Annotated in this window: 19 protein-coding genes; 11 read left to right on the top strand and 8 right to left on the bottom strand. The window is 67.8% G+C overall.

Annotated elements, in window-relative coordinates:
* The first annotated feature begins 68 nt into the window (after window positions 1–68).
* From A5645_RS13825 to A5645_RS13805, 5 genes are read left to right on the top strand one after another with little or no spacing between them, the layout of a single operon-like run.
* On the top strand, window positions 69–1,784 hold the full coding sequence (locus tag A5645_RS13825) for a DEAD/DEAH box helicase (protein WP_065129904.1): 1,716 nt from the start codon (window positions 69–71) through the stop codon (window positions 1,782–1,784).
* Window positions 1,784–2,926: an acyltransferase family protein gene (locus A5645_RS13820; protein WP_065037764.1), complete on the top strand. Its 1,143-nt coding sequence runs from the start codon at window positions 1,784–1,786 to the stop codon at window positions 2,924–2,926. Before A5645_RS13825 ends, A5645_RS13820 begins: the two co-directional genes overlap by 1 nt.
* Before the next feature lie 42 nt (window positions 2,927–2,968).
* The gene (locus A5645_RS13815) at window positions 2,969–4,498 is read left to right on the top strand and encodes a DHA2 family efflux MFS transporter permease subunit (protein WP_081288345.1); all 1,530 of its coding nucleotides are present in this window, start codon (window positions 2,969–2,971) and stop codon (window positions 4,496–4,498) included.
* A gap of 38 nt (window positions 4,499–4,536) precedes the next feature.
* Window positions 4,537–5,343: a GNAT family N-acetyltransferase gene (locus A5645_RS13810; RefSeq protein WP_065129903.1), complete on the top strand. Its 807-nt coding sequence runs from the start codon at window positions 4,537–4,539 to the stop codon at window positions 5,341–5,343.
* On the top strand, window positions 5,330–6,601 hold the full coding sequence (locus A5645_RS13805; protein WP_065129902.1) for a lysine N(6)-hydroxylase/L-ornithine N(5)-oxygenase family protein: 1,272 nt from the start codon (window positions 5,330–5,332) through the stop codon (window positions 6,599–6,601). Before A5645_RS13810 ends, A5645_RS13805 begins: the two co-directional genes overlap by 14 nt.
* Before the next feature lie 48 nt (window positions 6,602–6,649).
* Here A5645_RS13805 and A5645_RS13800 read toward each other — a convergent pair whose 3' ends face one another.
* From A5645_RS13800 to tap, 4 genes are all read right to left on the bottom strand, one after another.
* Complete coding sequence (locus A5645_RS13800) at window positions 6,650–7,270, bottom strand: TetR/AcrR family transcriptional regulator (RefSeq protein ID WP_065129950.1); 621 nt, start codon at window positions 7,268–7,270, stop codon at window positions 6,650–6,652.
* Window positions 7,270–8,505: a cytochrome P450 gene (locus A5645_RS13795; RefSeq protein ID WP_065129901.1), complete on the bottom strand. Its 1,236-nt coding sequence runs from the start codon at window positions 8,503–8,505 to the stop codon at window positions 7,270–7,272. The genes A5645_RS13800 and A5645_RS13795 overlap by 1 nt, the downstream gene beginning before the upstream one ends.
* A gap of 103 nt (window positions 8,506–8,608) precedes the next feature.
* Window positions 8,609–9,976 (bottom strand): FAD-binding oxidoreductase, encoded by a 1,368-nt coding sequence (locus tag A5645_RS13790; RefSeq protein ID WP_065129900.1) that lies wholly within the window; start codon window positions 9,974–9,976, stop codon window positions 8,609–8,611.
* A 10-nt stretch (window positions 9,977–9,986) separates the two neighbouring features.
* Entirely contained in the window at window positions 9,987–11,246 is a 1,260-nt protein-coding gene (gene tap / locus A5645_RS13785; RefSeq protein WP_065129899.1) for a multidrug efflux MFS transporter Tap, read from the bottom strand.
* Window positions 11,247–11,318: 72 nt separating this feature from the next.
* On the opposite strand from tap, the gene A5645_RS13780 reads away from it, so the two are divergent.
* The 3 genes from A5645_RS13780 to A5645_RS13770 are packed head-to-tail and all read left to right on the top strand — an operon-like array spanning window position 11,319 to window position 14,383.
* Window positions 11,319–12,146 carry a uracil-DNA glycosylase gene (locus A5645_RS13780; protein ID WP_065129898.1) on the top strand — a complete coding sequence of 276 codons (828 nt, stop codon included), beginning with the start codon at window positions 11,319–11,321 and terminating at the stop codon, window positions 12,144–12,146.
* A 15-nt stretch (window positions 12,147–12,161) separates the two neighbouring features.
* Window positions 12,162–13,292, top strand: a complete 1,131-nt coding sequence (locus A5645_RS13775) for an FAD-binding protein (RefSeq protein ID WP_065129897.1) — start codon at window positions 12,162–12,164, stop codon at window positions 13,290–13,292.
* Window positions 13,293–13,351: 59 nt separating this feature from the next.
* Complete coding sequence (locus A5645_RS13770) at window positions 13,352–14,383, top strand: LLM class flavin-dependent oxidoreductase (RefSeq protein WP_065037770.1); 1,032 nt, start codon at window positions 13,352–13,354, stop codon at window positions 14,381–14,383.
* Here A5645_RS13770 and A5645_RS13765 read toward each other — a convergent pair whose 3' ends face one another.
* Window positions 14,384–18,346, bottom strand: a complete 3,963-nt coding sequence (locus A5645_RS13765; protein WP_065129896.1) for a bifunctional diguanylate cyclase/phosphodiesterase — start codon at window positions 18,344–18,346, stop codon at window positions 14,384–14,386. It lies immediately after the preceding gene.
* Window positions 18,347–18,480: 134 nt separating this feature from the next.
* Window positions 18,481–18,909, bottom strand: a complete 429-nt coding sequence (locus tag A5645_RS13760) for an HIT family protein (RefSeq protein WP_065037772.1) — start codon at window positions 18,907–18,909, stop codon at window positions 18,481–18,483.
* A 55-nt stretch (window positions 18,910–18,964) separates the two neighbouring features.
* On the opposite strand from A5645_RS13760, the gene A5645_RS13755 reads away from it, so the two are divergent.
* Window positions 18,965–20,353 (top strand): amidase, encoded by a 1,389-nt coding sequence (locus A5645_RS13755; RefSeq protein ID WP_065037773.1) that lies wholly within the window; start codon window positions 18,965–18,967, stop codon window positions 20,351–20,353.
* Here A5645_RS13755 and A5645_RS13750 read toward each other — a convergent pair whose 3' ends face one another.
* Window positions 20,354–20,854 carry a DNA-deoxyinosine glycosylase gene (locus A5645_RS13750; protein WP_065129949.1) on the bottom strand — a complete coding sequence of 167 codons (501 nt, stop codon included), beginning with the start codon at window positions 20,852–20,854 and terminating at the stop codon, window positions 20,354–20,356.
* A 42-nt stretch (window positions 20,855–20,896) separates the two neighbouring features.
* Between A5645_RS13750 and A5645_RS13745 the strand changes: the two genes are divergently transcribed.
* Both A5645_RS13745 and abmR read left to right on the top strand, forming a co-directional pair.
* Window positions 20,897–22,021 carry an adenylate/guanylate cyclase domain-containing protein gene (locus tag A5645_RS13745; protein ID WP_253866999.1) on the top strand — a complete coding sequence of 375 codons (1,125 nt, stop codon included), beginning with the start codon at window positions 20,897–20,899 and terminating at the stop codon, window positions 22,019–22,021.
* A 264-nt stretch (window positions 22,022–22,285) separates the two neighbouring features.
* Window positions 22,286–22,864 carry an ATP-binding transcription factor AbmR gene (gene abmR, locus A5645_RS13740; RefSeq protein WP_065129895.1) on the top strand — a complete coding sequence of 193 codons (579 nt, stop codon included), beginning with the start codon at window positions 22,286–22,288 and terminating at the stop codon, window positions 22,862–22,864.
* A 7-nt stretch (window positions 22,865–22,871) separates the two neighbouring features.
* Here the strand turns inward: abmR and A5645_RS13735 are convergent.
* Window positions 22,872–24,189: sensor domain-containing protein (locus A5645_RS13735; protein ID WP_065129894.1), on the bottom strand; the 1,318-nt coding region annotated here is incomplete at its 5' end.

Here is a 24,189-nt window from a genome sequence, read left to right as displayed (position 1 = left end):
CCGTGGCCCGTCCCGCGCGTGCCGCAGGCACGGCCACCTCTTCGGCACGCTCTAGACTTCAAAGTCCGATGGCTGACCTTGATGACGCGTCCGAGACGCACCCCGAGACCTTCGCCGACCTGCATATTCATCCGGATGTGGTGCGGGCGCTCGCTGACGTCGGCTACGAATCGCCGACCGCCATCCAGGCCGCGACCATCCCGGCCCTGCTGGCTGGGTCGGACGTCGTCGGCCTGGCGCAGACCGGTACCGGCAAGACGGCGGCCTTCGCGACGCCCATCCTGTCCAGAATCGACGTCACCAGCAAGCTCACCCAAGCGCTCGTCCTGGCGCCCACCCGTGAGTTGGCCCTGCAGGTGGCAGAGGCGTTCAGCCGCTACGGGGCGCACCTGCGAGGGCTCAATGTGCTCCCCATCTACGGCGGGGCGTCCTACGGGGTGCAGTTGGCGGGCCTGCGCCGGGGCGCACAGGTGGTGGTGGGGACCCCCGGCCGGGTAATCGACCATCTGGAACGCGGGACGCTGGACCTGTCGAGGGTGGACTACCTGGTGCTCGACGAGGCCGACGAGATGCTCACCATGGGTTTCGCCGAAGAGGTTGACCGGATCCTGGCCGAAACCCCGGAATACAAGCAGGTGGCGCTGTTCTCGGCGACCATGCCGCCGGCCATCCGCAAAATCACCACGAAGTATCTGCACGACCCGCTGGAAGTGACCTCGAAGGCCAAAACCGCGACGGCCGAGAACATTACGCAGCGTTATATCCAGGTCGCCGGGCCGCGCAAGATGGACGCACTGACCCGCGTGCTCGAGGTCGAGCCTTTCGAGGCGATGATCGTTTTCGTGCGAACCAAGCAGGCCACTGAGGAGGTGGCCGAACGCCTTCGCGCCCGGGGTCTTTCGGCGGCCGCGATCAACGGTGACATCCCGCAGGGCCAGCGCGAGCGCACCATTGCAGCCTTGCGTGACGGAAGGCTGGACATCCTGGTCGCCACCGATGTCGCGGCCCGCGGCCTGGACGTCGAGCGGATCTCGCACGTGCTGAACTACGACATCCCACACGACACCGAGTCCTACGTGCACCGGATAGGGCGCACCGGCCGGGCCGGGCGCTCGGGTAACGCGCTGTTGTTCGTCTCGCCGCGGGAACGCCACCTGCTCAAGGCAATCGAGAAGGCCACCCGCCAGGCACTCACCGAGACCCCGCTGCCGACCGTCGAGGACGTCAACGCCCAGCGGGTGGCGAAGTTCGCCGATTCCATCACCGAGGCGCTGGGCGGTTCGGGAATCGAGTTGTTCCGCCGGCTCGTCGAGGACTACGAACGTGAGCACGACGTGCCGATGGCCGACATCGCCGCGGCGCTGGCGTTGCAGTCCCGCGACGGCGAGGCGTTCCTGCTGGCGCCCGACCCGCCCCCGGAACGACGGGACTCCCGCGACCGCGACCAGCGCCGGGACCGGCCCGAAAAACCGAGACAGACAAGGCCTTTCACGACGTACCGGATCGATGTCGGTAAACGGCACAAGATCGGACCCGGTGCGATCGTCGGAGCCATTGCCAACGAAGGCGGTCTGCACCGAAGCGATTTCGGGCACATCGCCATCGGCCCCGACTTCTCCCTGGTCGAGCTTCCGGTCAAGCTACCCACAGCGACATTGAAAAAGCTTGAGCAAACCCGTATCTCGGGTGTGCTGATCAATCTGCGGCCCGATCGCAGCTCCGACAAGCCGAATCGCCGAACGCCCCGCGAGGCCGGCGGCAGACCACGCCGGAAACACAGCTGATGACCCTTTCCGAAGAACGAGACGCGCAAGGCGGTCTCGAGCAGACCTCGCACGTCGATCGGGTCGCATCGCTGACCGGCGTCCGTGCCGTCGCCGCCCTGCTGGTCGTCGGTACCCACGCCGCCTACACCACCGGCAAGTACACCCACGGCTACTGGGGCCTGGTCGGTGCCCGCATGGAGATCGGCGTGCCGATCTTCTTCGTGCTGTCCGGTTTCCTGCTGTTTCGCCCCTGGGTTAAATCGGCCGCCACAGGCAGCCCGTGGCCGTCGGTGAAACGCTATGCCTGGCACCGGGTTCGGCGCATCATGCCCGCCTACGTCCTCACCGTGCTGTTCGCCTACGTGCTCTATCACTACCGCGAGGCGGGACCAAATCCCGGGCACAGCTTGCTGGGCCTGATCCGCAACCTCACCCTGACCCAGATCTACACCGACGGCTACCTGGGCAAGTATCTGCACCAGGGCCTGACCCAGATGTGGAGCCTGGCGGTCGAAGCGGCCTTCTACGTGGTGCTGCCGCTGCTGGCATACGTGCTGCTGGTGCTGATCTGCCGGCGTCGGTGGCAACCGAAGTTGCTGCTGGCCGCGATTTCGGCGTTGACGTTGATCAGCCCGGGCTGGCTGGTCCTGGTGCACACCGACCACTTCTTTCCCGACGGCGCACGGCTGTGGCTGCCGACGTATCTGGCCTGGTTCCTGGGCGGCATGCTGCTGGCCGTGCTGCAAGCGATGGAGGTGCGTTGCTACGCGGCGGTCGCCATCCCGCTCGCCGTCGTCTGCTACTTCATCGTTTCCACCCCGATCGCCGGTGCGCCCACCACCTCGCCGGCGTCGCTGCCCGAGGCGCTGTGGAAGACCTGCTTCTACGCGGTGATCGCCACGCTGGCGGTAGCGCCGCTCGGGTTGGGGGATCGCGGCTGGTACTCGCGACTGCTGGCCAGCCGGCCGATGGTATGGCTTGGTGAAATCTCCTATGAGATCTTCCTGATCCACTTGGTGACGATGGAATTCGCGATGGTCTACATCGTGCGGGCGCACGTCTACACCGGACCGATGCTTTACCTGTTCGTCGCGACGCTGGTGGTCACCATCCCGCTGGCCTGGCTGCTGCATCGCTTGACCCGCGTCAGGGACGGTTAGCCGGTGTCTGCCGGGGAGCCGGGCACCTCGGTTCATCCGCGGCTGACCCTGACCGCCGTCTGCCTGGCCGTGTTCATGCTGTTGCTCGACATGACCATCGTCTCGGCGGCCCTCGCCAACATCCAGGCCTCGCTGGATGCCGAACTGAGCGGGCTGCAGTGGGTAGTGGATGCGTACGCGCTGCCGATGGCGGGGCTGCTACTGACCGCTGCCACCCTCGGCGACCGGCTTGGCCGCCGCCGGCTCTACCTGATCGGCATGGTGGTGTTCACGGTCGCGTCGGCGGGCTGCGCCTTGGCCGGCAGCATCGATTCGCTGAACCTGGCGCGGGCGGTGCAGGGCGCGGGCGGGGCGGTGCTGCTCGGGGTGTCACTGCCGATGGTGGGTGCAGCCTTCCCCGAACAGCGGAGCAGGGGCATCGCGATCGCAATCTACGGCGGCGTGATGGGCGCCGCCGCTGCTGTCGGGCCGCTGCTGGGCGGCGCGCTGGTGGGTGCGTTCGGGTGGGAATCCATCTTCCTGATCAATCTGCCGATCGGTATATTGGCCTTGGCGCTCGCGGTGCGTTTCGTCCCGGAAACCCAAGCGGCACAGAGCCGCCCGCTCGACCTGATCGGCACGACTGTGTTCTCGGCGGCCCTCTTCGCCGGGGTTTATGTGTTGATCGAGGGCAACCACCGCGGCTGGACCGACCCCCTGATCGTGATCCTCGGTGCGGGCTGTCTGGTCGGGTTGTTGTTCTTCGGCTGGTGGGAATCGCGGGTGGGCGCGCCGATGCTGGATCTTCGGGTGGTGCGCCGACCGGGCTTCGCTGGGGTGTCACTGGCCGCTTTCGCCGCGGCCGGAACGCTGATCGCCTCGACCAACTACCTGGCCCTGTACCTGATGAACACATTGGGCTACAGCCCTTTTCAGACCGGCCTGCGGGCGCTACCGCTGACCGTCGCCTGCGTGCTGGGTGCCCCGCTGGCCATGGCCGCCGCCCGCTTCTTCCCGGCCTGGATGTCGATACCCGCCGGGGTCATCCTGATCGCGGCCGGTCTGTGGCTGATGACCGGTGTCACCGCGGACACCGAGTGGACCCACTTCATCGCCGGCTCCATCGTGGCCGGCCTCGGGCTGGGCGGGTTGTTCGCGTTGACGTCAGACATCGCACTGCAATTCGTGCCGGACGCCGATGCCGGGATGGCAACCGGCGCGGTGAGCACCGTTCGCCAGGTTGGCATCCTGGCCGGGGTCGCCGGGTTGGGTGCGCTGTTCAGCCGGCACGCGGCCGACTCGGCGACTGACGGCCTGGGCGCAATACGCGGCGGCAGCCAGGCCGGCGTTGCGCAACTCGTCGACCGGTTGTCGGCGGGTGCGGGCCTTCGGGTACTCGACTACCTGCCGGATAGCCTGCGGCCGGCGTTGCCGGCGATCGCGCGCGTTGCCCGCCAGGCCAGCGCCGACGGCATGCAAGCCGCCCTGGCAGCCGCGGCGATCGCCGCAACTGTGGCGGCCGTGGTCGCCGCGGTTCTGATCGGCATCGGCGCGCGGCGGGAGCACGGGTCCGGTCCGGCGGCGGATTCCTGATTTGCTGAGCGTAGCTGCGGGGTAGTCTTCGCAATACCATGTTGGGTGACGCGATCCTGATTCCGGCGACCGATACCGGCCGCTACAGCGTGGTGATCTCGACGGATCCGGCCGACATCGAGGCCGCCCAACGGTTGCGCTATCAGACTTTTGCCGAAGAGATGGGGGCGACGCTGCCACAGGCCATCCGCGGGCCTTTGACCGGGCAGATGATCGACGTCGACCAATTCGATCCATACAGCGACCACCTGCTGGCGAAGGACGCCGCGACCGGGCAGGTGGTCGGTTGCTACCGGTTGCTGCCGCCCGACGGCGCCAAGGCGGCCGGTGGGATCTTCGCCGACACGATCTTCGACATCGGCGGTGTGAACGAATTGCGTTCCAGCCTGGTCGAACTCGGCCGGGCCAGCGTGCACGCCGACCATCGCAACGGCGCGGTGATGGGTTTGCTGTGGGCTGGGATCCTGCGCTACCAGGAGATCACCGGCCACGAGTGGGGTGTCGGGTGCTTGTCGGTCCGGATGGAGGGCGGCGGGCCGCGTGGAGCATTGGTGCGCGGTGTCCGGGACACGGCGTTCCGAGTCCGGCCGGCACCGCCGCAATACCGAGTGACTCCGCGAAACCCGGTGCGGGTCAACGGTTTGAGCCTCGACGAGTTACCCGACCCGGGGCGGGTGCGGGTTCCGCCGATGGTGCAGGGATCGCTGCGGGTCGGCGGAATGATCTGTGGCGAGCCATCTTACGATCCAGACTTCGACATGGCCGACTTCGTGGTGCTGATCAATCGGTCGATGATGCACGAACGGTACCTGGAACGGCTGACCCGCGCGCATGTCCACTCCTGAGCGAACGGATCTACTCGGCATCGGTTTCGGACCGTCTAATCTCGCCCTGGCCATCGCGTTCGCCGAGCGCGGTGCGCGCGCGGTGTTCGCCGAAGCGCAGCAACGATTCGGCTGGCACCGCGGAATGTTGTTGCCCGGTGCCCGCATGCAGGTGCCGTTCCTCAAAGACCTTGTCACACTGCGTAACGCGCAGAGCGATTTCACCTTCGTGAACTATCTGAGCGAGCAGAACCGGTTGGTCGAATTCATCGGCAGACACACGCTGTTTCCCAGCAGGCTGGAGTTCCACGATTATCTGGAGTGGGCGGCGGCCCGGGTTACGGCCCAGGATGGGGCCGATGTGCGTTACGGTCAGCGCGTCGTCGAAGTCGGCGCCGAGGCAACCGGTTTCGTGGTTCGGACCGCCTCCGACTGGGTGATCCGGGCGGAGGCACTGGTGTTGGGTACCGGCCTGCAGCCCGTGTTGCCGGACGGGGTGGCCGCGACGGCACGACAGTGGCACAGTCACAAGCTGCTCGACGGACTCGCCGGGCTCGGGCAGGCGGCCTTCCGGCGATTCGCGGTGGTCGGTGCCGGGCAGAGCGCCGCGGAGGTGGTCGGCTACCTGCATCGGCAATATCCGGATGCCGAGGTGCGTGCGGTTTTCGCCCGCTACGGCTACAGCCAGGCCGACGACAATCCCTATGCCAACCGGATTTTCGACCCGTCGGCCGTCGAGGACTTCTATGCGGCCGATGAGCCGCTACGCAAGCGTCTGCTCGACTATCACCGCTCCACCAACTACTCGGCGGTCGATCTGGAGTTGATCGAGGACCTCTATTCGCGCGAATACGCCGAACGGGTCAGCGGCGAACGGCGGCTGATCATCCATAACGCGTCTGAGGCCATTGCGGCCCAGGAATATGCCGGTGGCGTGCTGCTGACCATCACGCATCTGGTCAGCCATGAGCAGGAGACCCTGGACTGCGATGCGGTGATCTACGCGACGGGCTACGCCCCGCTGGATATTCGGGGCTTTTTGGGTGAGCTGTCCAGTCGCTACGAGTTCGACTCCACTGGGCGGCCCGCCGTCACCCGGGACTACCGGCTGGTGGCGAAGTCGGGCGCGCCCGGCGACATCTTCCTCAACGGTTCGGTCGAACACACGCACGGCCTCGCGTCGTCGCTGCTGTCCAATGTCGCGGTGCGAGCGGGGGAGATCGCGGCGGCGTTCGCTCCGGCGCGCGGCATCGCACGCGGCCCCCGCGCTGCCAGCTGAGCTCCAGCCGGGCCGGCCGGCCACCTGCGCGAGCAGACGCGAAAGCCCCTATTCTGGCACCGAATAGGGGCTTTCGCGTAGCCCCGGACGCGGGAGGTGCCCCCAGCTCGGCGCTACTACCGGCGCCACGAACTCCTCGATCATCGCCCGCTCCTGTGCCTCATCCGCACCGGGAAACATCAACAGCGAGATGATCACCCGTACCGCCCAGCGGGCCCGCCGTTCGACGGCGGCCGGATCGTCGGGACCGGACGAACCCAGGAATGAAGCCACCACCGCGGTGATGACGTCGGAGTGACTTGCCAGTTCGCCCGCGATTGGAAGTCGGGCCGCGCCGAACCACGCCGCCAGCGGCGGACTGTCGCGAACCGCACGCAACGTCTCGGTGATACTGGCGATCAGCCGCTCGTGCGGGTCCCGCACATCGTCGATCCGCTGCAGGATCTGGCGGCCGATGCGGTGCGTCTCCCGGTGCACGTACGCAATCCGCAGCGCCTCGCGGCTCTCGAAGTACCGGTACAGGGTCGCGCGGGAACATCCGGCGGCCTTGGCGATTTCGTTCATGCCGATGGATGCCGGGTCGCGTTCGGTGAACAGCGCCTCGGCGGCGTCGAGGATGCGGTCAGCGGCGACCTCGGTGCGGCGCTCGGCGAGCCAATCACCCGGCATCAGCCCGGCACCCTGATCGGCACCGACAACGGCCGCCGGACGTATGGCCCGCCCGACCACACGATGCCAGGCACATCGACCTCGAAATCCGGGCAGCGGCAGAGCAATTCGCCCAGCGCCACCCGGGATTGCATCCGCGCCGCTGCGGCACCCAGGCAGTGGTGGGCGCCGTGGCTGAACGTGAGAATGTTGCGTGGCCGGCGGGTGACGTCGAGTTCGGCGGCGTTGTCGCCGTATTGGCGCTCATCCCGGTTGGCCGACCCGTACAGCAGCAACACCCGGCGCCCGGCCGGAATGGTGGTGCCTTCTATGGTCACGTCACGGGTGGTCGTGCGAGCCAGGTTCTGCACCGGCGAGGTGAGCCGGAGCAGCTCGTCGACCGCGTCGGGGATCAGGCCGGGATCGTCCACCAGCAGCCGGCGCTGGTCGGGCCGTGAGTGCAGCAATGGCATTGAGCCGCCGAGCATTCCGGTGACGGTGTCATTGCCGCCGGTCACCATTGTGAACGTGAACCCCAGGATCGACAGGATGCCGGCGACGTCGCCGTCGGCGCCCATCCCGGCCGCGACCAGGTGCGAGATGGTGTCGTCCTGGGGCTCGGTCCGGCGCCGTTCGATCAGCGCGGTGAAATAGGCCATCATCGTCCCGACGGCCTCGCCCGCCGTTCCCAATGAAGCCGCGATGCCGCCCTCGGCGGTATTCGCCGCGACGATCGCCTGGGTCCAGCTGTCGAATTGCGCCCAATCCTCCTCGGGCACACCCAGATAGTGCGCGACGACCATCGACGGCAGGGGTTTGAACAACTCGGTGACGATGTCGCCGGCACCCCGAGCCTGGATGTTCTCGAGCCGCTCCACGACGAATTCGCGCACTTTCGGCTCGATTGCCTCAACCTGCCGCGGAGTGAAACCACGGGACACCAGCTTGCGGAACTGCGTGTGCACGGGTGGGTCCTGCATCACCATGGGCGGGTTGTCCTGCAGCCCGATCAGTTCCAACTCGCCATAATTGACCGTCAAACCTTGTGCCGACGAGAACGTCTCGTGATCGCGCGCGGCCGCCCAAACATCGGCGTGCCGCGATAGCACGTAGTAGTCGTGTTCGGGGCGGCCCGGCGGCACTACGTGGTGCACCGGGTCGTGATCACGCAGCGCCCGGTACATCGGCCAGGGTTCGGACCACGTCTCGGCGGTGGCGAGCTGAAACCGAACCGGGTGAGACAATGTGGACGTCATGTCTTATTGCTACGACAGATGCCATTAGATGTCAACGGTCGAGTGTGCGGCCCGCGACGCGACACGCCGCGGAAGCGTCGCGGAATGCACGCTGGGCGAGGAGTTAGATCCCCGACCCGGGGTTGAGGATGCCCAACGGGTCCAGCGCATCCTTGATCCGCCGGTTCAGGTCCATCACCTCGGGCCCGAGGTAGTCGGCCAGCCACGGCCGCTTCAACCGGCCGACGCCGTGTTCGCCGGTGATGGTGCCGCCCAGCCCAACGGCCAGGTCCATGATCTCGCCGTACGCCAACTGCGCGCGCTCGGCCATGGCGGCATCGGCGGGATCGAACACCAGCAACGGGTGGGTGTTGCCGTCTCCCGCGTGGGCGATCACCGAGATCATCAGGTCCCGCTCGTCGGCGATGCGCGCGATGCCGGTGACCAGCTGGCCCAGCGCCGGCAACGGCACCCCGACGTCCTCCAGCAGCAGCGAGCCCTTGGCCTCGACCGCCGGAATGCAGAACCGCCGCGCCGCCACAAAGGACTCGCCCTCGTCCGGATCGTCGGTGGAAAACACTTCTGTCGCACCGTTTTCGGCGAAAACCGCGGCGATCACCTCGGCGTCGTCGCTGCCGGCGCGGCCGCGCTCGTCGGATCCGGCGACCAGCATGGCCGCCGCGTTGCGGTCGAGGTCCATCCGCAGGTGATCCTCGACCGCGTTGATCGCCACCTGGTCCATGAACTCCAGCATCGACGGGCGCAGCCGGGCGCTGACCCCGAGTACCGCGTCGACGGCAGTCTCCACCGACGAGAAACTGGCCACCACGATGCTGGACGCGTTCTGCGCCGGCAACAGCCGCAGCGTCACCTCGGTGACCACGCCCAGCGTCCCCTCGCTACCCACGAACAGCTTCGTCAGTGACAGCCCGGCCACGTCCTTCAGGCGCGGCCCGCCCAACCGCACCGCGGTCCCGTCGGCCAACACCACCTGCATGCCCAGGACGTAGTCGGTGGTGACGCCGTACTTGACGCAGCACAGCCCGCCGGCGTTGGTGGCGATGTTGCCGCCGATGCTGCAGATCTCGTAGGAGGACGGGTCGGGCGGGTACCACAGGCCGTGTTCGGCGACGGCCTTCTTCACCTCGGAGTTGAACAGTCCCGGCTGGCATACGGCGGTGCGGGTGACCGGATCCACGGTGATGTCGCGCATCTTCTCCGTCGACAGCACGATGCCGTTGTCCACCGCGGTTGCCCCGCCGGACAGTCCGCTGCCGGCGCCACGGGTCACCACGGGCACCCTGTTGGCCGACGCCCAGCGCAGCACGGCCTGCACTTCCTCGGTGCGGTTCGGGCGCACCACGGCCAGCGGCTTCCCGGCCGCCGGGTCCAGCGCACGGTCTTGGCGGTAACCGTCGGTGATCGCGGGATCGGTGACCACCATCCCCTCGGGTAGCTCGGCTATCAGGCCGGCCAGTAGATCCGCGTTCACCGGGCCGATGCTAGTCCCTTGCCGAGGTGGGAGTTTCGGCTGCGAACTCCGGCTCGCGGTCCAGTTCCCGCAGCGACGGCACCCGGATACAGATCAGTCCGGCGACCAGGATCGGCAGCGCCAGCGCGAAGAACGCCACCTGTATACCCGCCGCATCGGTCAGCGGACCGGCCAGCAGCAAGCCCAACGGGCCGGCGGCGTAGGCCATCGACGTCATCACTCCGACCACCCGGCCGCGTAAATGGTGCGGCGCGCGAGTCTGCATCACGTAGTTGTAGATCGGCTGGATCGGTCCGTAGACCAACCCGATCAGCGCGCACAGCACCAGGATCACCGGCAGCGGCGGCAGCAATGCGATCACTACCGTGGCGGTGCCGAAGCTCAGCACCGCCGTCAGCATGATCGTGCGGCGCGACAGGTAGGTCGCGAGCAGCAGATAGCCGAGCGCGCCGAGCAGGCTGCCGATGGACAGTGCCACCAGCACCGAGCCCAGCTGCGCCGGTTGCTGCCGATCGCTGAAGTACTTGGGGAACAGCACGCTTTCCATCGGCAGGTACAGCGCCGTCACCGTCAGGTCGATCAGTGCCAGCGCCCGCAGCACCCGCAGGCTCCACACGAAACGCAACCCCTCGGCCACCCCGGACACCAGCCCCTGCGGCCGCGTCGCGTGGTGTGGCCGGCCGGCGCCCTCAAGGCGCAGCACCGCGATCGCCAGGATGGACAACGCGAATGCCGCGGCGGTGACCCACATCGTGGTGACGCCACCCACCGTGGCGATCATCAGGCCGCCGAAGCCCGGACCCACTACGAACGCCACGTTGAGGATCACTTCGTAGACGCTGTTGATGCGATCGAGCGACCAGCCCGCCCGGACCGCCGCTTCGGGCAGCATCGACTGACGGGCCGTGATCCCGGCCGGGTCGAACGCCGCGCCGCAGGCGCCCAGCACGGCCAGCACAGCCACGTTCACCGCTTCCACCCCGAATGCCGACGCGACCAGCGGGACGGCCGCCACCGATGCGGCCGAGAGCGCGTCGGAAACCATCGACACCCGGCGACGGCCGAAGTAGTCCACCGCGGTGCCCGCGATCAGCGTCGAGAACAGTAGCGGCAACGTCGTCGCACCGGCCACGATCGACGCCTGCCCGGCACTGCCCTGACCCTGCAGCACCAGCCAGGGAAACGCGACGAGCGAAATGCCATTGCCCGCGCACGACAGCAGCGTGGCGAACAGGATCAGCAAGGCCGGCGCTCGGCTGGTGTTTCTCATGGGATATCGCGGCTGAATGTAGCGCCAAACCCGAAGCGCGAACCACCGATTTTTTGCGCGGTCCCGTTCGGAATGCAGGATGTTCGTGTGCTCAAGCATCCGAATACCGGCCAGGCATTCGGTTCGCCGGTCGCCCCCGGCAGCGGCTGGCCGGGTGACCTGGCGACCGACCGTACCCCGGTCGCGGCCGACGCGGCACAGGTCGGCGCGCTCGCGCGCAAGGCACGGTCGATCGCCGAACTCGACGCGATGGTCAGCGTGTGCCGAGCATGTCCACGGCTGGTCAGCTGGCGTGAGGAGGTCGCCGTCGTCAAACGCCGGGCGTTCCTCGACCAGCCCTACTGGGGACGTCCGGTGCCGGGTTGGGGGTCGCAGCGGCCGTGGTTGTTCATCGTCGGGCTGGCGCCCGCCGCGCACGGCGCCAACCGGACCGGACGGATGTTCACCGGTGACCGGTCCGGCGACCAGTTGTATGCGGCGCTGTACCGCGCCGGCCTGGTGAATCAGCCGACCAGCGTTGACGCGGCTGATGGATTGTCGGCCAACAACATTCGGATATCGGCGCCGGTTCGGTGCGCCCCGCCGGCGAACGCCCCCACGCCTGCCGAGCGGACGACGTGCTCGCAGTGGCTGGCGGCCGAATGGCACCTGGTGTCCGAGCATGTCCGGGTGATCGTCGCGCTCGGCGGCTTCGGCTGGCAGGTAGCTCTGGGCCTGCCGGTGGCCGCCGGAGTGCGCAAGCCGAAGTTCGGCCACGGGGTGGTCGCGCCGCTGCCCTCCGGCGTGCGGTTGCTCGGCTGCTACCACCCGAGCCAGCAAAATATGTTCACCGGTAGGTTGACTCCGGCAATGCTTGACGACATCTTCCGGGAGGCGAAGCAGCTTGCGGGAATCGGCTAGGGACGGGGTCGCGTCTTGACAAGCATCTTGGTGTCCGGCGCCAGTGTCGCGGGCTTGACCGCCGCGTATTGGTTTGGCCAAAACGGCTATTCGGTGACGGTGGTGGAGCGCCACCCGGGGCTGCGGCCGGGCGGCCAGGCTATCGACGTGCGGGGTCCGGCGCTCACGGTGCTGGACCGCATGGGTTTGCTGGCGGCGGCCGAAGGGAAGAAGACGCGGATCCGGGGCGCCTCGGTGGTGGACCGCGACGGCAACGAGCTGTCCCGGGACACCGAATCCACGCCGACGGGCGGACCGATCAACAATCCCGACATCGAGTTGCTGCGCGACGACCTCGTCGAATTGTTGTACGAGGCGTGCCGGTCAACCACCGAGTTCATCTTCGACGACACCATCACCGCGATCGAGAATCTCGGTCCAGCGGCCGAGGTGACCTTCGAGCGCGCTCCCGCGGCCAGCTTCGACCTGGTCATCGGGGCAGACGGCCTGCATTCCAATGTGCGCCGGCTGGTGTTCGGCCCCGAAGAGCGATTCATCAAGAGGCTGGGGACGTTCGCAGCGATCTTCACCGTGCCCAATTTCCTGGACCTGGACTACTGGCAGACCTGGCATTACGGCGACACCAGCATGGCAGGGGTCTACAGCGCGCGGGACAACACCGAGGCCCGCGCGATGCTGGGCTTCATGGACACCGAGCTGCGGATCGACTACCGCGACACCCCGGCCCAGTTCGCCGAGGTGGAACGGCGAATCGCCGACGACGGCTGGGTGCGTCCGCAACTGCTGGAGTACATGCGCTCGGCGCCGGACTTCTATTTCGACGAAATGTCGCAGATCGTGATGGATCACTGGTCTATCGGCCGGGTGGCGTTGGTGGGCGATGCGGCCTACTGCTGTTCGCCGTTGGCGGGGCAGGGCACCAGCGTGGCCCTGCTGGGGGCTTACATTCTGGCCGGCGAGCTCAAGGTGGCCAGGTACGGCGGTTTGCTCGACCATGGTCTGGCCTTCACCAATTACTTCAAGCGGTTCCACAGCTACGCTGAGCGCACCCAGTTCCTGGCGAGCGACAACATTCCCGGTGGGGCGCCCATTTCGCAGGAACAGTTCGAACTCATCATCACCTCGATCGCCCCGCTCAACTACTGAGGCTCAACTAGCAAGGCGGGGCCGGGAAGCTTCTCGCGGGCAAAGTTGTTGGTGTTTGCGTGCGTCTTTCAGTTCTTGATCTGGTCCCGGTGCGCTCCGACCAGTCGACCGCCGACGCGCTGGCGGCCACTGTGTCGCTGGCGCAGACCGCCGACCGGCTGGGATACACGCGCTACTGGGTCGCCGAGCACCACAACATGCCCTCGGTGGGCGCCACCAGCCCGCCGGTACTGATCGCCTACCTCGCCGCGCAGACCGACCACCTACGGCTCGGATCGGGCGGAGTAATGCTGCCCAACCACGCGCCGTTGGCGGTGGCCGAACAGTTCGCGCTGCTGGAGGCCGCCGCGCCCGGTCGTATCGACCTGGGCATCGGTCGCGCGCCCGGGTCCGACCCGGTCACCTCGTACGCGCTGCGAGGGGGTCGCGACGATCGCGACATCGAGAACTTCCCGGCCTACCTCGACGACGTCGTTGCCCTGATGGGCACGCGCGGTGTGCGGGTGCCGCTGCGCTCGGGGGACTACACCCTCAAGGCGACCCCGGCCGCGGCCAGCGAACCCCGGCTGTGGCTGCTGGGATCCTCGATGTACTCCGCGCAGCTGGCCGCCGCCAAGGGGCTGCCATACGTGTTCGCCCACCACTTCTCCGGCCGGGGCACCGAGGAGGCGCTGGAGCACTACCGCAAACATTTCCGGCCCAGCGACCTGGCCTCCGAGCCGGTGACTTTCCTGACGGTCAACGCCGTCGTCGCCGAAACACGGGACGAGGCAACCGAATTGATGCTGCCAAACCTGCAGATGATGGCCCGGCTGCGGACCGGGCAACCGTTGGGTCCGGTGCAGCTCGTCGAGGACGCTCAGCTGGAACGATTGACACCCGCGCAGCAGCACATCGTGGACAGCGGGTTGGCGCGGGCCGTGGTCGGCTCGCCGGCTGAGGCCGCCGAACAGCTACGGGCCCTCGCCGAACGGTTCGACGTCGACGAGGTGATGGTGCACCCGGTTGCGTCGGCTCGCCGCGGCACCGATCCCGCGACCGCCCCGGCCCGGGTGGCGACGCTGGAGCTGTTGGCCAAGGAGCTGTTCTAGCTAGTCGGTCCGTGTCACAGCCGGTGCGTGCGTGCGGATCCAGCGCTGCAAATCCTCCGCCGGTAGCGGCGGACTGTGGACGAACCCCTGGGTGATTGTGCAGCCGTACTGCCGCAGCGCACGCAGCGTCGAATCGTCTTCGACTCCCTCGGCCACCAGATCCGCGCCGAGGCTGGCCGCCAGCGCCACCGTCGACCGCACGATCGCCACCGAACGCGGATCGTGGGCCAACCGTGCCACGAAGATGCGGTCGAGCTTGAGTTCGTCGACCGAAACGTCCTGAAGTCTTGCCAGCGAAGACCAGCCGGTGCCGTAGTCGTCCAACGAGATTCGGACTCCCAGGCGCTGCAGCGCGGCGACGGTGCTGCGGGATCGCGCCGAGTCGACCAGCGTGCTCTCGGTGATCTCGATGATCAGCTCGTCGGCGGGCAGCCCGTGGGTCTGCAGCAGCTGCTCTACGGTGCCGACCAGGTCGAGGTCGAGCAGATTCGTCGTGGACAAGTTCACCGCGACGGTCAGCGGCATGCCCTGCTCACGCCAGGCGCGGGCCTGCTCGAGGGCGAGGTTGACGGTCCGGTTGGCCACCTTGCGCATCAGGCCGGCGCGTTCGGCCGCCGGCAGGAACTCCTCCGGTAGCAGCAACCCGCGGCTGGGATGGTGCCAGCGCAACAGCGCCTCGACGCTGTGCACACTGCCATCGGCCGCGTTGATCTTGGGCTGGTAGTGACAGACCAGCTCGGTGCCTTCGACGAGCGCGGCGCGCAGTTCCTCGATCAGGTTCGGGTCGTTGTCGCGGTACAGCTCGAACGCCGAGTCGTACACGGCGATCTTGCTTTTGGCCGACCTGGCGTGCGGAAGCGCCATCTCGGCGCGGGTCAGCAGCTCCTGCGGATGATCGCAGTGGTCGGGGTAGAGCGCGATCGCGATCCGCCCGTCGACCTGAACGGTCATCGGGTCCAACGCAAATGGCTCGCTCAACGCCTCCAGCAACCGGCCGGCCTGTGCGCGGGCGGCGATCAGGTCCGCACCCTCGGCGAGCAGCACCGCGAACTCATCGTCACCGGCGCGGGCCAAGAGATCGTCGCGACGCACGTTGTGGGACAGCCGATTAGCGATCTGGCACAACAGCTCATCGCCGAAGTGGTAACCGACCGTATCGTTGATCTCGTCGAACTCGTACAGCTGCAACAACAACAGCGCGCGACGAGCCGGCGCCCGGGTGACAGTCCGTCCGACGATCGGGCTCGCCGGTGCATCGACGGGCACCTCGGTCAGCGCGGTGGCCAGCGAGCGCCGGTTTGGCAGGGTGGTCAGCTCGTCGGTCATGGCCTGCTTGTGTGTCTCTGCCAGGATGCTCACCTCGCGGAAGGTCACCGAGAACCGGGCGGCGACCGCGACCAGGCTCAGCGCGGCGAGTGTCGGCGCGATCGCGGAATGCCGGCCCACAGCCGTAACGGCAAGTGCGACAACGGTGCACGTCACCGGCGTGACGTAGGAACCCAGTCCGCGTCTGGGCAGGGGTGGCACCGATGACCAAGGCGCCCAGCTGGCCGTTGCCAACAGCAGCGACGAGGCGGGCCAGAAAGCGTCGAGCATGGTGCCGACCCGGTAATCGCTGGCCGAGGTCTCGAACAGATACGCGGTGTCCGCGGCCGCGATCATCAGAAACCCGGCAACCAGCAGGCCCCAGCGAAATTCCTTGCGCCAACCCAGGATCGGCAGCATCCCCGCCGCCAGGGCGGTGAGCACCAGATCACCCCACGGATAGACCAGGCCGACGAGAACGGTGGCAGGGGCCCGGACCGTGGCCGCGTGGATGGGTCCGGCGGCTAACGCCGCGGCCACCGCGGCCATCGCCAACCCGCACACCACCGAGTCCAGGCGGACCGGGAGGGGCACCCGCTTGAGGCGGGTCCGCATCAGCAACAGCAGACCGATATAGGCCAGCGGATAGAAGGCCAGATACGCCGGGTCTGCGATGGACGGGGATTGCCCGTCCGGCACAAACCTGACATACAGGACGTCACCGAGCGCCGAGCACACCATGCCGATCGCGATGACCGTCCATGCCGCACGGTCCGCCTTGACCCGGTAGGCGCGGATCGCGATCAATGCCGCGGCGAACACGTTCATCCCCGGGTACAAGACGTTGGCGAAGAACGGGCTGTGATCGGCGCGCGGGTCCGGGAGGCAGGACTGTGCGAAAACGATCACCCCGATCGCCAAGCACACCAACGAAATCCGAACCCAGACCGGTGGCCATCGAACGCTGGGCGGCTGGTCGGGAGTATGCCTGGGTGCCGGTGTGGGCGGCCTGATGGTGCGCGCGAGTGCGGTGATATTCGCCGAGCTGGTCGCGGCACCGAAGGCGCCCCGGTGAATCCGGCCGCTGTCGAATTCGTTCTCGAGGTTGCTTTTGAAGTCCGCCGATCCGGCAAGTTCGGGCAGCGCATAGGGCAGCGGCAGATCCGGCACAAAGCTGCGGATACATTGTCCGCCCTCACGTTTGGCCGCGTACATGGCCAGGTCGGCGTGCCGTAACAATTCGTCCACGGTGCAACTGGATTCGGTGGCGGCCATCGTGAACCCGATGCTCGGCCGGACCGCCAAGGGGACACCGTCGATCACTATCGGCGCCTCGAAGGATTCCAGGACCCGCTGCGCCGCGGCCTGGGCGTCCTCGACGGGACCCTCGATCAACACGGCGAATTCGTCTCCGCCCAACCGCGCGACGGTGCCGGCCTCACCCAAGGCGGTCGTCAACCGCCCCGCCACCCGCACCAACAGCTCGTCGCCCGCCGGGTGGCCGAGTGCGTCGTTCACCGACTTGAAATTGTCCAGATCCAGGCACATCACCGCGATGGGCGCGGCATCCGTGCCGCGACGGGCGACGGCTTGCTCCAGCTTGTGCAGGAAGTTGGCGCGATTGGCCAGGCCGGTCAGACTGTCCCGGAAGGCCTCCCGGGCCACCTCGGCCAGCAGGCCCTGGTTTTCCACCAGCACCACGAACTGACGGGCCAGCACCGCAGCCACCAGGATTCCCGCCCCGATCAGCAGCGGCCCGTGCCGCATCAGGCGCAGCGCGTGGCCCAACCCGACCGCGGCCGCCAGCAGCACCGGGATGTACGGCAACCACAGGCGTAACCGTGAGGAGGTCTCCTGCGCCGAGGCAGTGGGAGTTTCGTTGACGCTGATCAGTCCGGCCAGTGCCAGCATGCCCAACCCGGCCACCCGGGTCACGTCGACCAATTCGCCGGTGTGGTAGCTGCCCACCCCGGTCTGGAACACCACCAAGATGTCGGCGACACCGATGGTGACGACCGCGCCTGCAACCAGGTTGACGCTCAGTCGCCCGCCGGGACGGCCCCGGGACAGCGCCAGGATCGCCGTCGTCATCAGGGACACGTCGGCAAAGATGTGCACGAGAGTGGTCAGCCCGGAAGTGCTCCCCTCGCGCAACAACCGGTCCAGGACGAACACCCAGGACGCCACGAACAGCGACGTCGCCACGATGACGCCGTCGAGGAACAGTCGCCGCAGATTGTGGCCGACGGGACCGGAGAGCAACAGCAACGATGTGAAGGCCCCGACCGGGTACAGCAGCAGCACGATCTCGGCCGATGCCGGATGGCTGGCGTGGTCGACTTCCGGTCGCACGTCATAGACCGCCCAGATGACTTCACCGACCGCCCACCCGGCGAGAGCCACCGACATGGCCAGCCAGCCGGCGCGGCGACGGCCCTGCGCGTGACGGGCCGCCAGCGCGGCGCATCCGGCGGCGAACGCCAAGCCGATGACCGTCACGACTCCGATGACCGGCCGGGTCGCATACGGGCCGTGCCAACCGAACCAGGACGAAGCACCCACTAGCGCCGCCGCCAGACCGTATCCGGCGACGACGGCCCAAACGGTCCCTGGGGCCAGCCCGGAGAGCGGGCGCGGTCGTCCCGTCCAGCGCTTCATTACCCCGCTCCAGCTCGCACGCAGTGCACGCCTAGGCGAAGTAGAAGGGAAGCTTCACCGCGCGTCCACTCAGGATAAACCGCTGCTCGACCGTCTGGCGTTACTACGGGCAACGGATCCGGCGCCCGGATCGGCTACTGGCCGGCGTCGATGCCGGCAAGCGCCTCACGCAGGATCCGGCCGGTTTCCTCCCGGTCCGGGTCGCGGCGCAGCAACAACCCCTTGGCGACCGAGAGCTTGTCACCCTCGCGCCGGGGGAGCACATGCAGGTGAATGTGCGACACGGTCTGGAAGGCCGCGCGGCCGTCGTTGATCCCGATGTTCGTCGCATCGGCCAGTTCGGTGGCGCGCGCCGCCCGCGCAATCCGTTGGCCGATGGTGATCATGCCGGCCAGCGTCTGGGCCGGGGTGTCGGTCAGGTCGACGCTGTGTTTCTTGGGCACCACCAACGTGTGTCCTCGGGTGAACGGTCGGATGTCGAGGATCGCCAGGTAGCCGTCGTCTTCGAAAATTCGGATGGCCGGGGCCTCGCCGGTCGCGATCGCACAGAAAACGCAGGACATATCGCCACGGTACGGGCCGTGCGGGCGTCCCGGCTGGGCGGGATACGCTGCGGCAGTGGACCCTAGCGATCTCGCGTTCGCCGGCGCCGCCGAACAGGCGCGCATGCTGGCGGACGGTGAAATCACCGCACCGGTGCTACTCGAGGTCTACCTCGAACGGATCGAGCGGCTCGACAGCGAACTCCGCTCCTACCGCGTGGTGCGCTACGACGGCGCTCGCCGCGAAGCCGACATCGCCCAGCGACGCATCGACGCCGGCGAGCGGCGGCCGCTGCTAGGGGTGCCGATCGCGATCAAGGACGACGTCGACGTCGCCGGTGAGGTGACGACCTACGGCAGTGCAGCGCACGGCCCACCGGTGACCGACGACGCCGAGGTGGTCCGCCGGCTACGTGCCGCGGGAGCGGTGATCATCGGTAAGACCGCCGTGCCGGAGCTGATGATCATGCCGTTCACCGAGTCGATGACGTTCGGGGCGACCCGCAACCCGTGGAATCTTCGTCGTACCCCCGGGGGCAGTAGCGGCGGTAGCGCCGCGGCGGTCGCGGCCGGTCTGGCTCCGGTGGCGCTGGGATCCGACGGCGGTGGCTCCATTCGGATCCCGGCCACGTGGTGCGGGTTGTTCGGGCTCAAGCCGCACCGGGACCGGATCTCGCTGGAACCGCACGACGGCGCGTGGCAGGGCTTGAGCGTCAACGGCCCGCTCGCGCGATCGGTGATGGATGCGGCGCTGATCCTGGATGCGACCAGCACGGTGCCCGGTCCGGAAGGGGAGTTTGCCGCCGCGGCTACCCGACCTCCCGGCCAGTTGCGAATTGCGTTGAGCACCAAGGTGCCGACGCCGTTGCCGGTCAGGGTCGGCAAGGCGCAGCTCATAGCTGTCGAACAAGCGGGCGCCTTGCTGCGCGATCTCGGACACGAGGTGGTCATCCGGGATCCGCACTATCCCGCTTCGCTGTACGCAAACTATCTGCCCCGATTTCTTCGGGGCATCTGCGACGACGCCGACGCGCAGGCCCATCCGGAGCTGCTCGAAAAGCGCACCCGCGCCATCGCGCACCTCGGCTCGTTCTTCTCCGATCGGCGGATGGCGGCCCTGCGCAACGCCGAGGCGGGGCTCAATGCCCGCATTCAATCGATCTTCGAAGACGTCGACGTCGTCATCACGCCGGGCACTGCGACGGGGCCGTCCCGGATCGGCGCCTACCAGCGCCGCGGTGGCGTGTCGACGCTGATGCTTGTGGCGCAACGGGTTCCGTACCAACAGATCTGGAACCTCACCGGACAACCGGTCGCGTCGGTGCCATGGGACTTCGACGACGAAGGGCTCCCGATGTCGGTGCAACTGGTCGGCCGGCCCTACGACGAGGCCACGCTGCTGTCGTTGTCCGCGCAGATCGAAGCCGCCCGACCCTGGGTGCACCGACGCCCGCCGGTGTCCTGATCAGCCGGTTTGGCCGATCACCCTCCAGGCGGCCAGCTTTCGTTCCTTCGGGATCGCGTTCGCTGGGCTGGTCGATGGCAGCCGCACGAAACTGACCCCCGGCGGGGTCATCCGTACGAGCCTCTCGAAGAGGGCGGCAGCCTTCGCGCCGTTGAAGTACACCCGGGTGATCGCCGGGTGTTCGGCGAACAACGCGCCGAAGTCATTGATCACCAGACTCTTCGGGTCGATCGCGGAGTCCGCGCTACCGGCGCGGCGGCAGCTGTGCAACACGTCCCACAAGGCCACACCGTGCGTCTGCAATACCGCCAGGCGCCGGGAATAAGTTGCGGCGCAGTCGAATCCGAGAACCTCGGCAACGATCGGCCAAAACCCGTTGCGCGGATTGGCGTAGTACTGACCGGCTGCCAGCGAACGAACACTCGGAAAAGAACCCAGGATCAGCAGGCCGGCGTCGGTGTCGATGACCGGCGGCAGTCCCTGCAGCAACGGTGTCTCCATCACCTCCACATGATGACGGGCGGGCACTCTAACGTGGGACAGGTGGCGGAACACCCGAACATCGACGACCTCCTCGAGGGCCTGGAGGGCTCGGCCCGCGCCGAGCGTGCGGAGCTGGTGAAGTGGCTGCTCGAGCAGGGCATCACCGCTGAGGAGATCCGGAGCGCCAACCCGCCCCTACTGCTGGCGTCTCGGCATCTGCTCGGCGACGACGGCACCTACGTGTCGGCGCGCGAGATCAGCGAGCGGCACGGCATCGATTTGGAATTGCTGCAGCGGGTCCAGCGGGCCGTCGGCCTGGCCAGTGTGGACGACCCGGACGCAGCGGTTCACATGCGCGCCGACGGTGAGGCCGCCGCCTACGCCCAGCGGTTCGTCGAGCTGGGGGTGGATCCCGAACAAGTGCTCGCGGTCGTGCGGGTCCTGTCCGACGGGCTTTCGCACGCGGCAGAGGTCATGCGATACGCCGCGCTGGCGACCATCCTGCGACCCGGCGCCACGGAGGTGCAGATCGCGCAGGGATCCAAGGTGCTGGTCGGCGCGCTGGCGCCGCTGCTCGGCCCGATGATGCACGAGATGCTGCTGCTGCACCTGCGCCACATGATGGAGACCGAAGCGGTCAATGCCGGCGAGCGCGCGGCCGGCAAGCCGCTGCCGGGCGCCCGCCCGGTCACCGTCGCCTTCGCCGACCTCGTCGGATTCACCAAGCTCGGTGAGGCGGTCTCGGCCGAGGAGCTGGGTCAGCTCGCCGGCCGCCTGGCCGACCTGGCCCGCGATCTCACCACACCGCCGGTGCGGTTCATCAAGACCATCGGCGACGCGGTGATGCTGATCTGCCCGGATCCGGCGCCCCTGCTGGACGCGATCTTGAAGCTGGTCGAGGTGGTCGATACCGACGACGCCTTTCCCCGGCTGCGAGCCGGCGCCGCGTCCGGCATGGCGGTCAGCCGGGCCGGCGACTGGTTCGGCAGTCCGGTCAATGCGGCGAGCCGGGTCACCGGCGCGGCCCGGCCCGGCACGGTGCTCGTCGCCGAATCGGTCAAGGATGCCCTGGAAGCGCAGGGCGATGACGCCGGTTTCGAGTGGTCGTTCGCCGGCGGTCGGCGCCTGAAAGGGATCAAGGGCGAATCGAAGCTCTACCGGGTCCGGCGAGGGACCGAAGGCTGACCGCCTGCACACATGGGCAGGCCCGGCGCGACTCTGCGGGGCGTTGCTGACTCCGTCTTACGCGGGTCTGACGCGGCCGGTTTTTACCCGTCTTCCGGCTCTTTAGATTCGGTCGCTTCCGGGCCTGCTTCGCTACCAAAAATACAACTGTGCTGGCCCGATAGCAACGGTTGGCCAACGGTGGGCGATGGGACCGTGGACGGCGTGGATTCGCCGGCGGCGAACATTCTTCTGTAATGGATGTAATCATGTAATCATGTAATCATGAAAATTCATCACCACGGCCGGCGCGGCGGACGCCCCGGCGGCTGGCAACAAGCAGAGCAACCCGACGCCGGCGATGCAGCGGACTGGTTCGCCGGACGGCTGCCGGAGGGCTGGTTCGACGGGGACCCGACCGTGATCGTCGACCGGGAGGAAATCACGGTGGTCGGCAAATTAGCGGCGGTGCCGGCCACAGAGGGCGCCGCGGGCGACGAGAGTCCCGCCCGCGCCGAGGGCCGGGTATCGCGATTCCGCGAGGACACCCGCCCGGAGCGGATGGCCATCGCCGAGGAGGCCCAGGACCGCTACGGGCGGAAGGTGTCCTGGGGAGTCGAGGTCGGCGGCAAGCGGATTCTGTTCACCCACATCGCGGTTCCGGTCATGACGCGACTCAAGCAACCGGAACGCCAGGTGCTCGACACACTGGTAGACGCCGGCGTCGCCCGATCACGTGCCGACGCGCTCGCGTGGTCGGTCAAGCTGGTCGGCGAGCACACCGAGGAATGGCTGGCCAAGCTGCGCAGCGCGATGTCCGCAGTCGACGACCTGCGGGCGCAAGGCCCCGACCTGTCCGGCTAGCGGTCGCCTAATCCTCGTTGTCCACCTTCGCGACGATCTTGTCGGCGATCCGGTGGCCCTGATCGGTTATCTGGTACCCGCACGCGTTGACGTCGATGATGATGTTGTTGGCCACCGCCATCGCCCGCTGGCACTCCCACCCGTTGGCGCCCTCCTGGACATCCAGCACGCTGATCTCCGGGGGCGCGCCGTCCACCTCGTGGAACGTCCACCGGTAGGTCTTGCCCTTGTTGGTGACCGTGACCGTCTTGCCGGCGCAGTTCTTCCACTTGCCCAGCGAGGTGTCCATGAAAGCCTCGGCCTTTGCGGCGGTGGGGAAGCTGATCGTGGCCTGGTTGACCCAGTGGTCGTAGTCGTCGCCGGGCTCGGACAACACCAGCCCGTGGAGTCCGGTGTAGCCGCTGCCGGCGTACACCGCGCCCTGACTGGTGTACATCGCACCCTGGCAGTCCGGGATCGACAGGGTCATCGCGGTGTTGTCCACCGTGGTGATGGCTTTGCCGGGTGTCATCGTCGCCGAGCCCATCACGGAGTTGATTTCCGATGCGCTCAACAGCAGCGAGCTCAGCCGTTCCTCGGAGATGGGCTTTTTCTTCGGCTTGTCGTCCGGCTGATTCGCGATCCAGATGCCCACCCCGCCCACGATCAGGACCAGCACGACGGCCACGGCGGCGACGATGGGCCAGGGATTGCGCTTTTTTGTGGGCTGGCCCTGTTGCCACGACTGGCCGGAATGTTGCGGTGGTACCGGCGCCCCGGGCGGGCCGCCGCCCCAGCCGCCGCCTTGATACTGCGGCGGGGGTGGGGGCTGGCTCGCGCTGGGAATCGGGCCGCTTGCGGGCCCCCAGCCGGGCGGTCCGGATGGGTGCTGCTGCGGCAACGGTCCGGACTGGCCCGGCCCGTACTGCGGCATGCTTGCCGGCGCGGGCGGCGGCTGGGGAGCCGCCATGGTTGCCGCCATGGTGGGCGGCGAGCCCGCCGATGGCGGGGTGGGCAGCGTGGCTTCCTGGCTGCGACGAACGATCTTCTCGGCGTGATCTTGGTCCGGGTCGCTCAGCGCTTCGTGAGCGGCCAGGGCCAGGTCTCCGGCGCTGGAATAGCGGTCCTCGGGGTTCTTGGCCATGCCGCGGGCGATTACCGCGTCGAAGGCCTTGGGGATGCCCGCGCGCTGCGTGCTGACCTGCGGGACAGGGGTCATCAGGTGCGCCGTCACCAGCATTCCGGCGCTGTCGGCGCGGTACGGCGGTCCGCCGGTGAGGCATTCGTAGAGCACGCAGGCCAGGGCGTAGATGTCGGCGCGGTAGGTGACCTCGTCGTTGGAAAAC

This window comes from Mycobacterium asiaticum, assembly GCF_001673635.1.
Taxonomy (GTDB): domain Bacteria; phylum Actinomycetota; class Actinomycetes; order Mycobacteriales; family Mycobacteriaceae; genus Mycobacterium; species Mycobacterium asiaticum_C.
The sequence above is the reverse complement of the archived record's forward strand: the minus strand, read 5'-3'. Positions and strand labels throughout refer to the sequence as shown.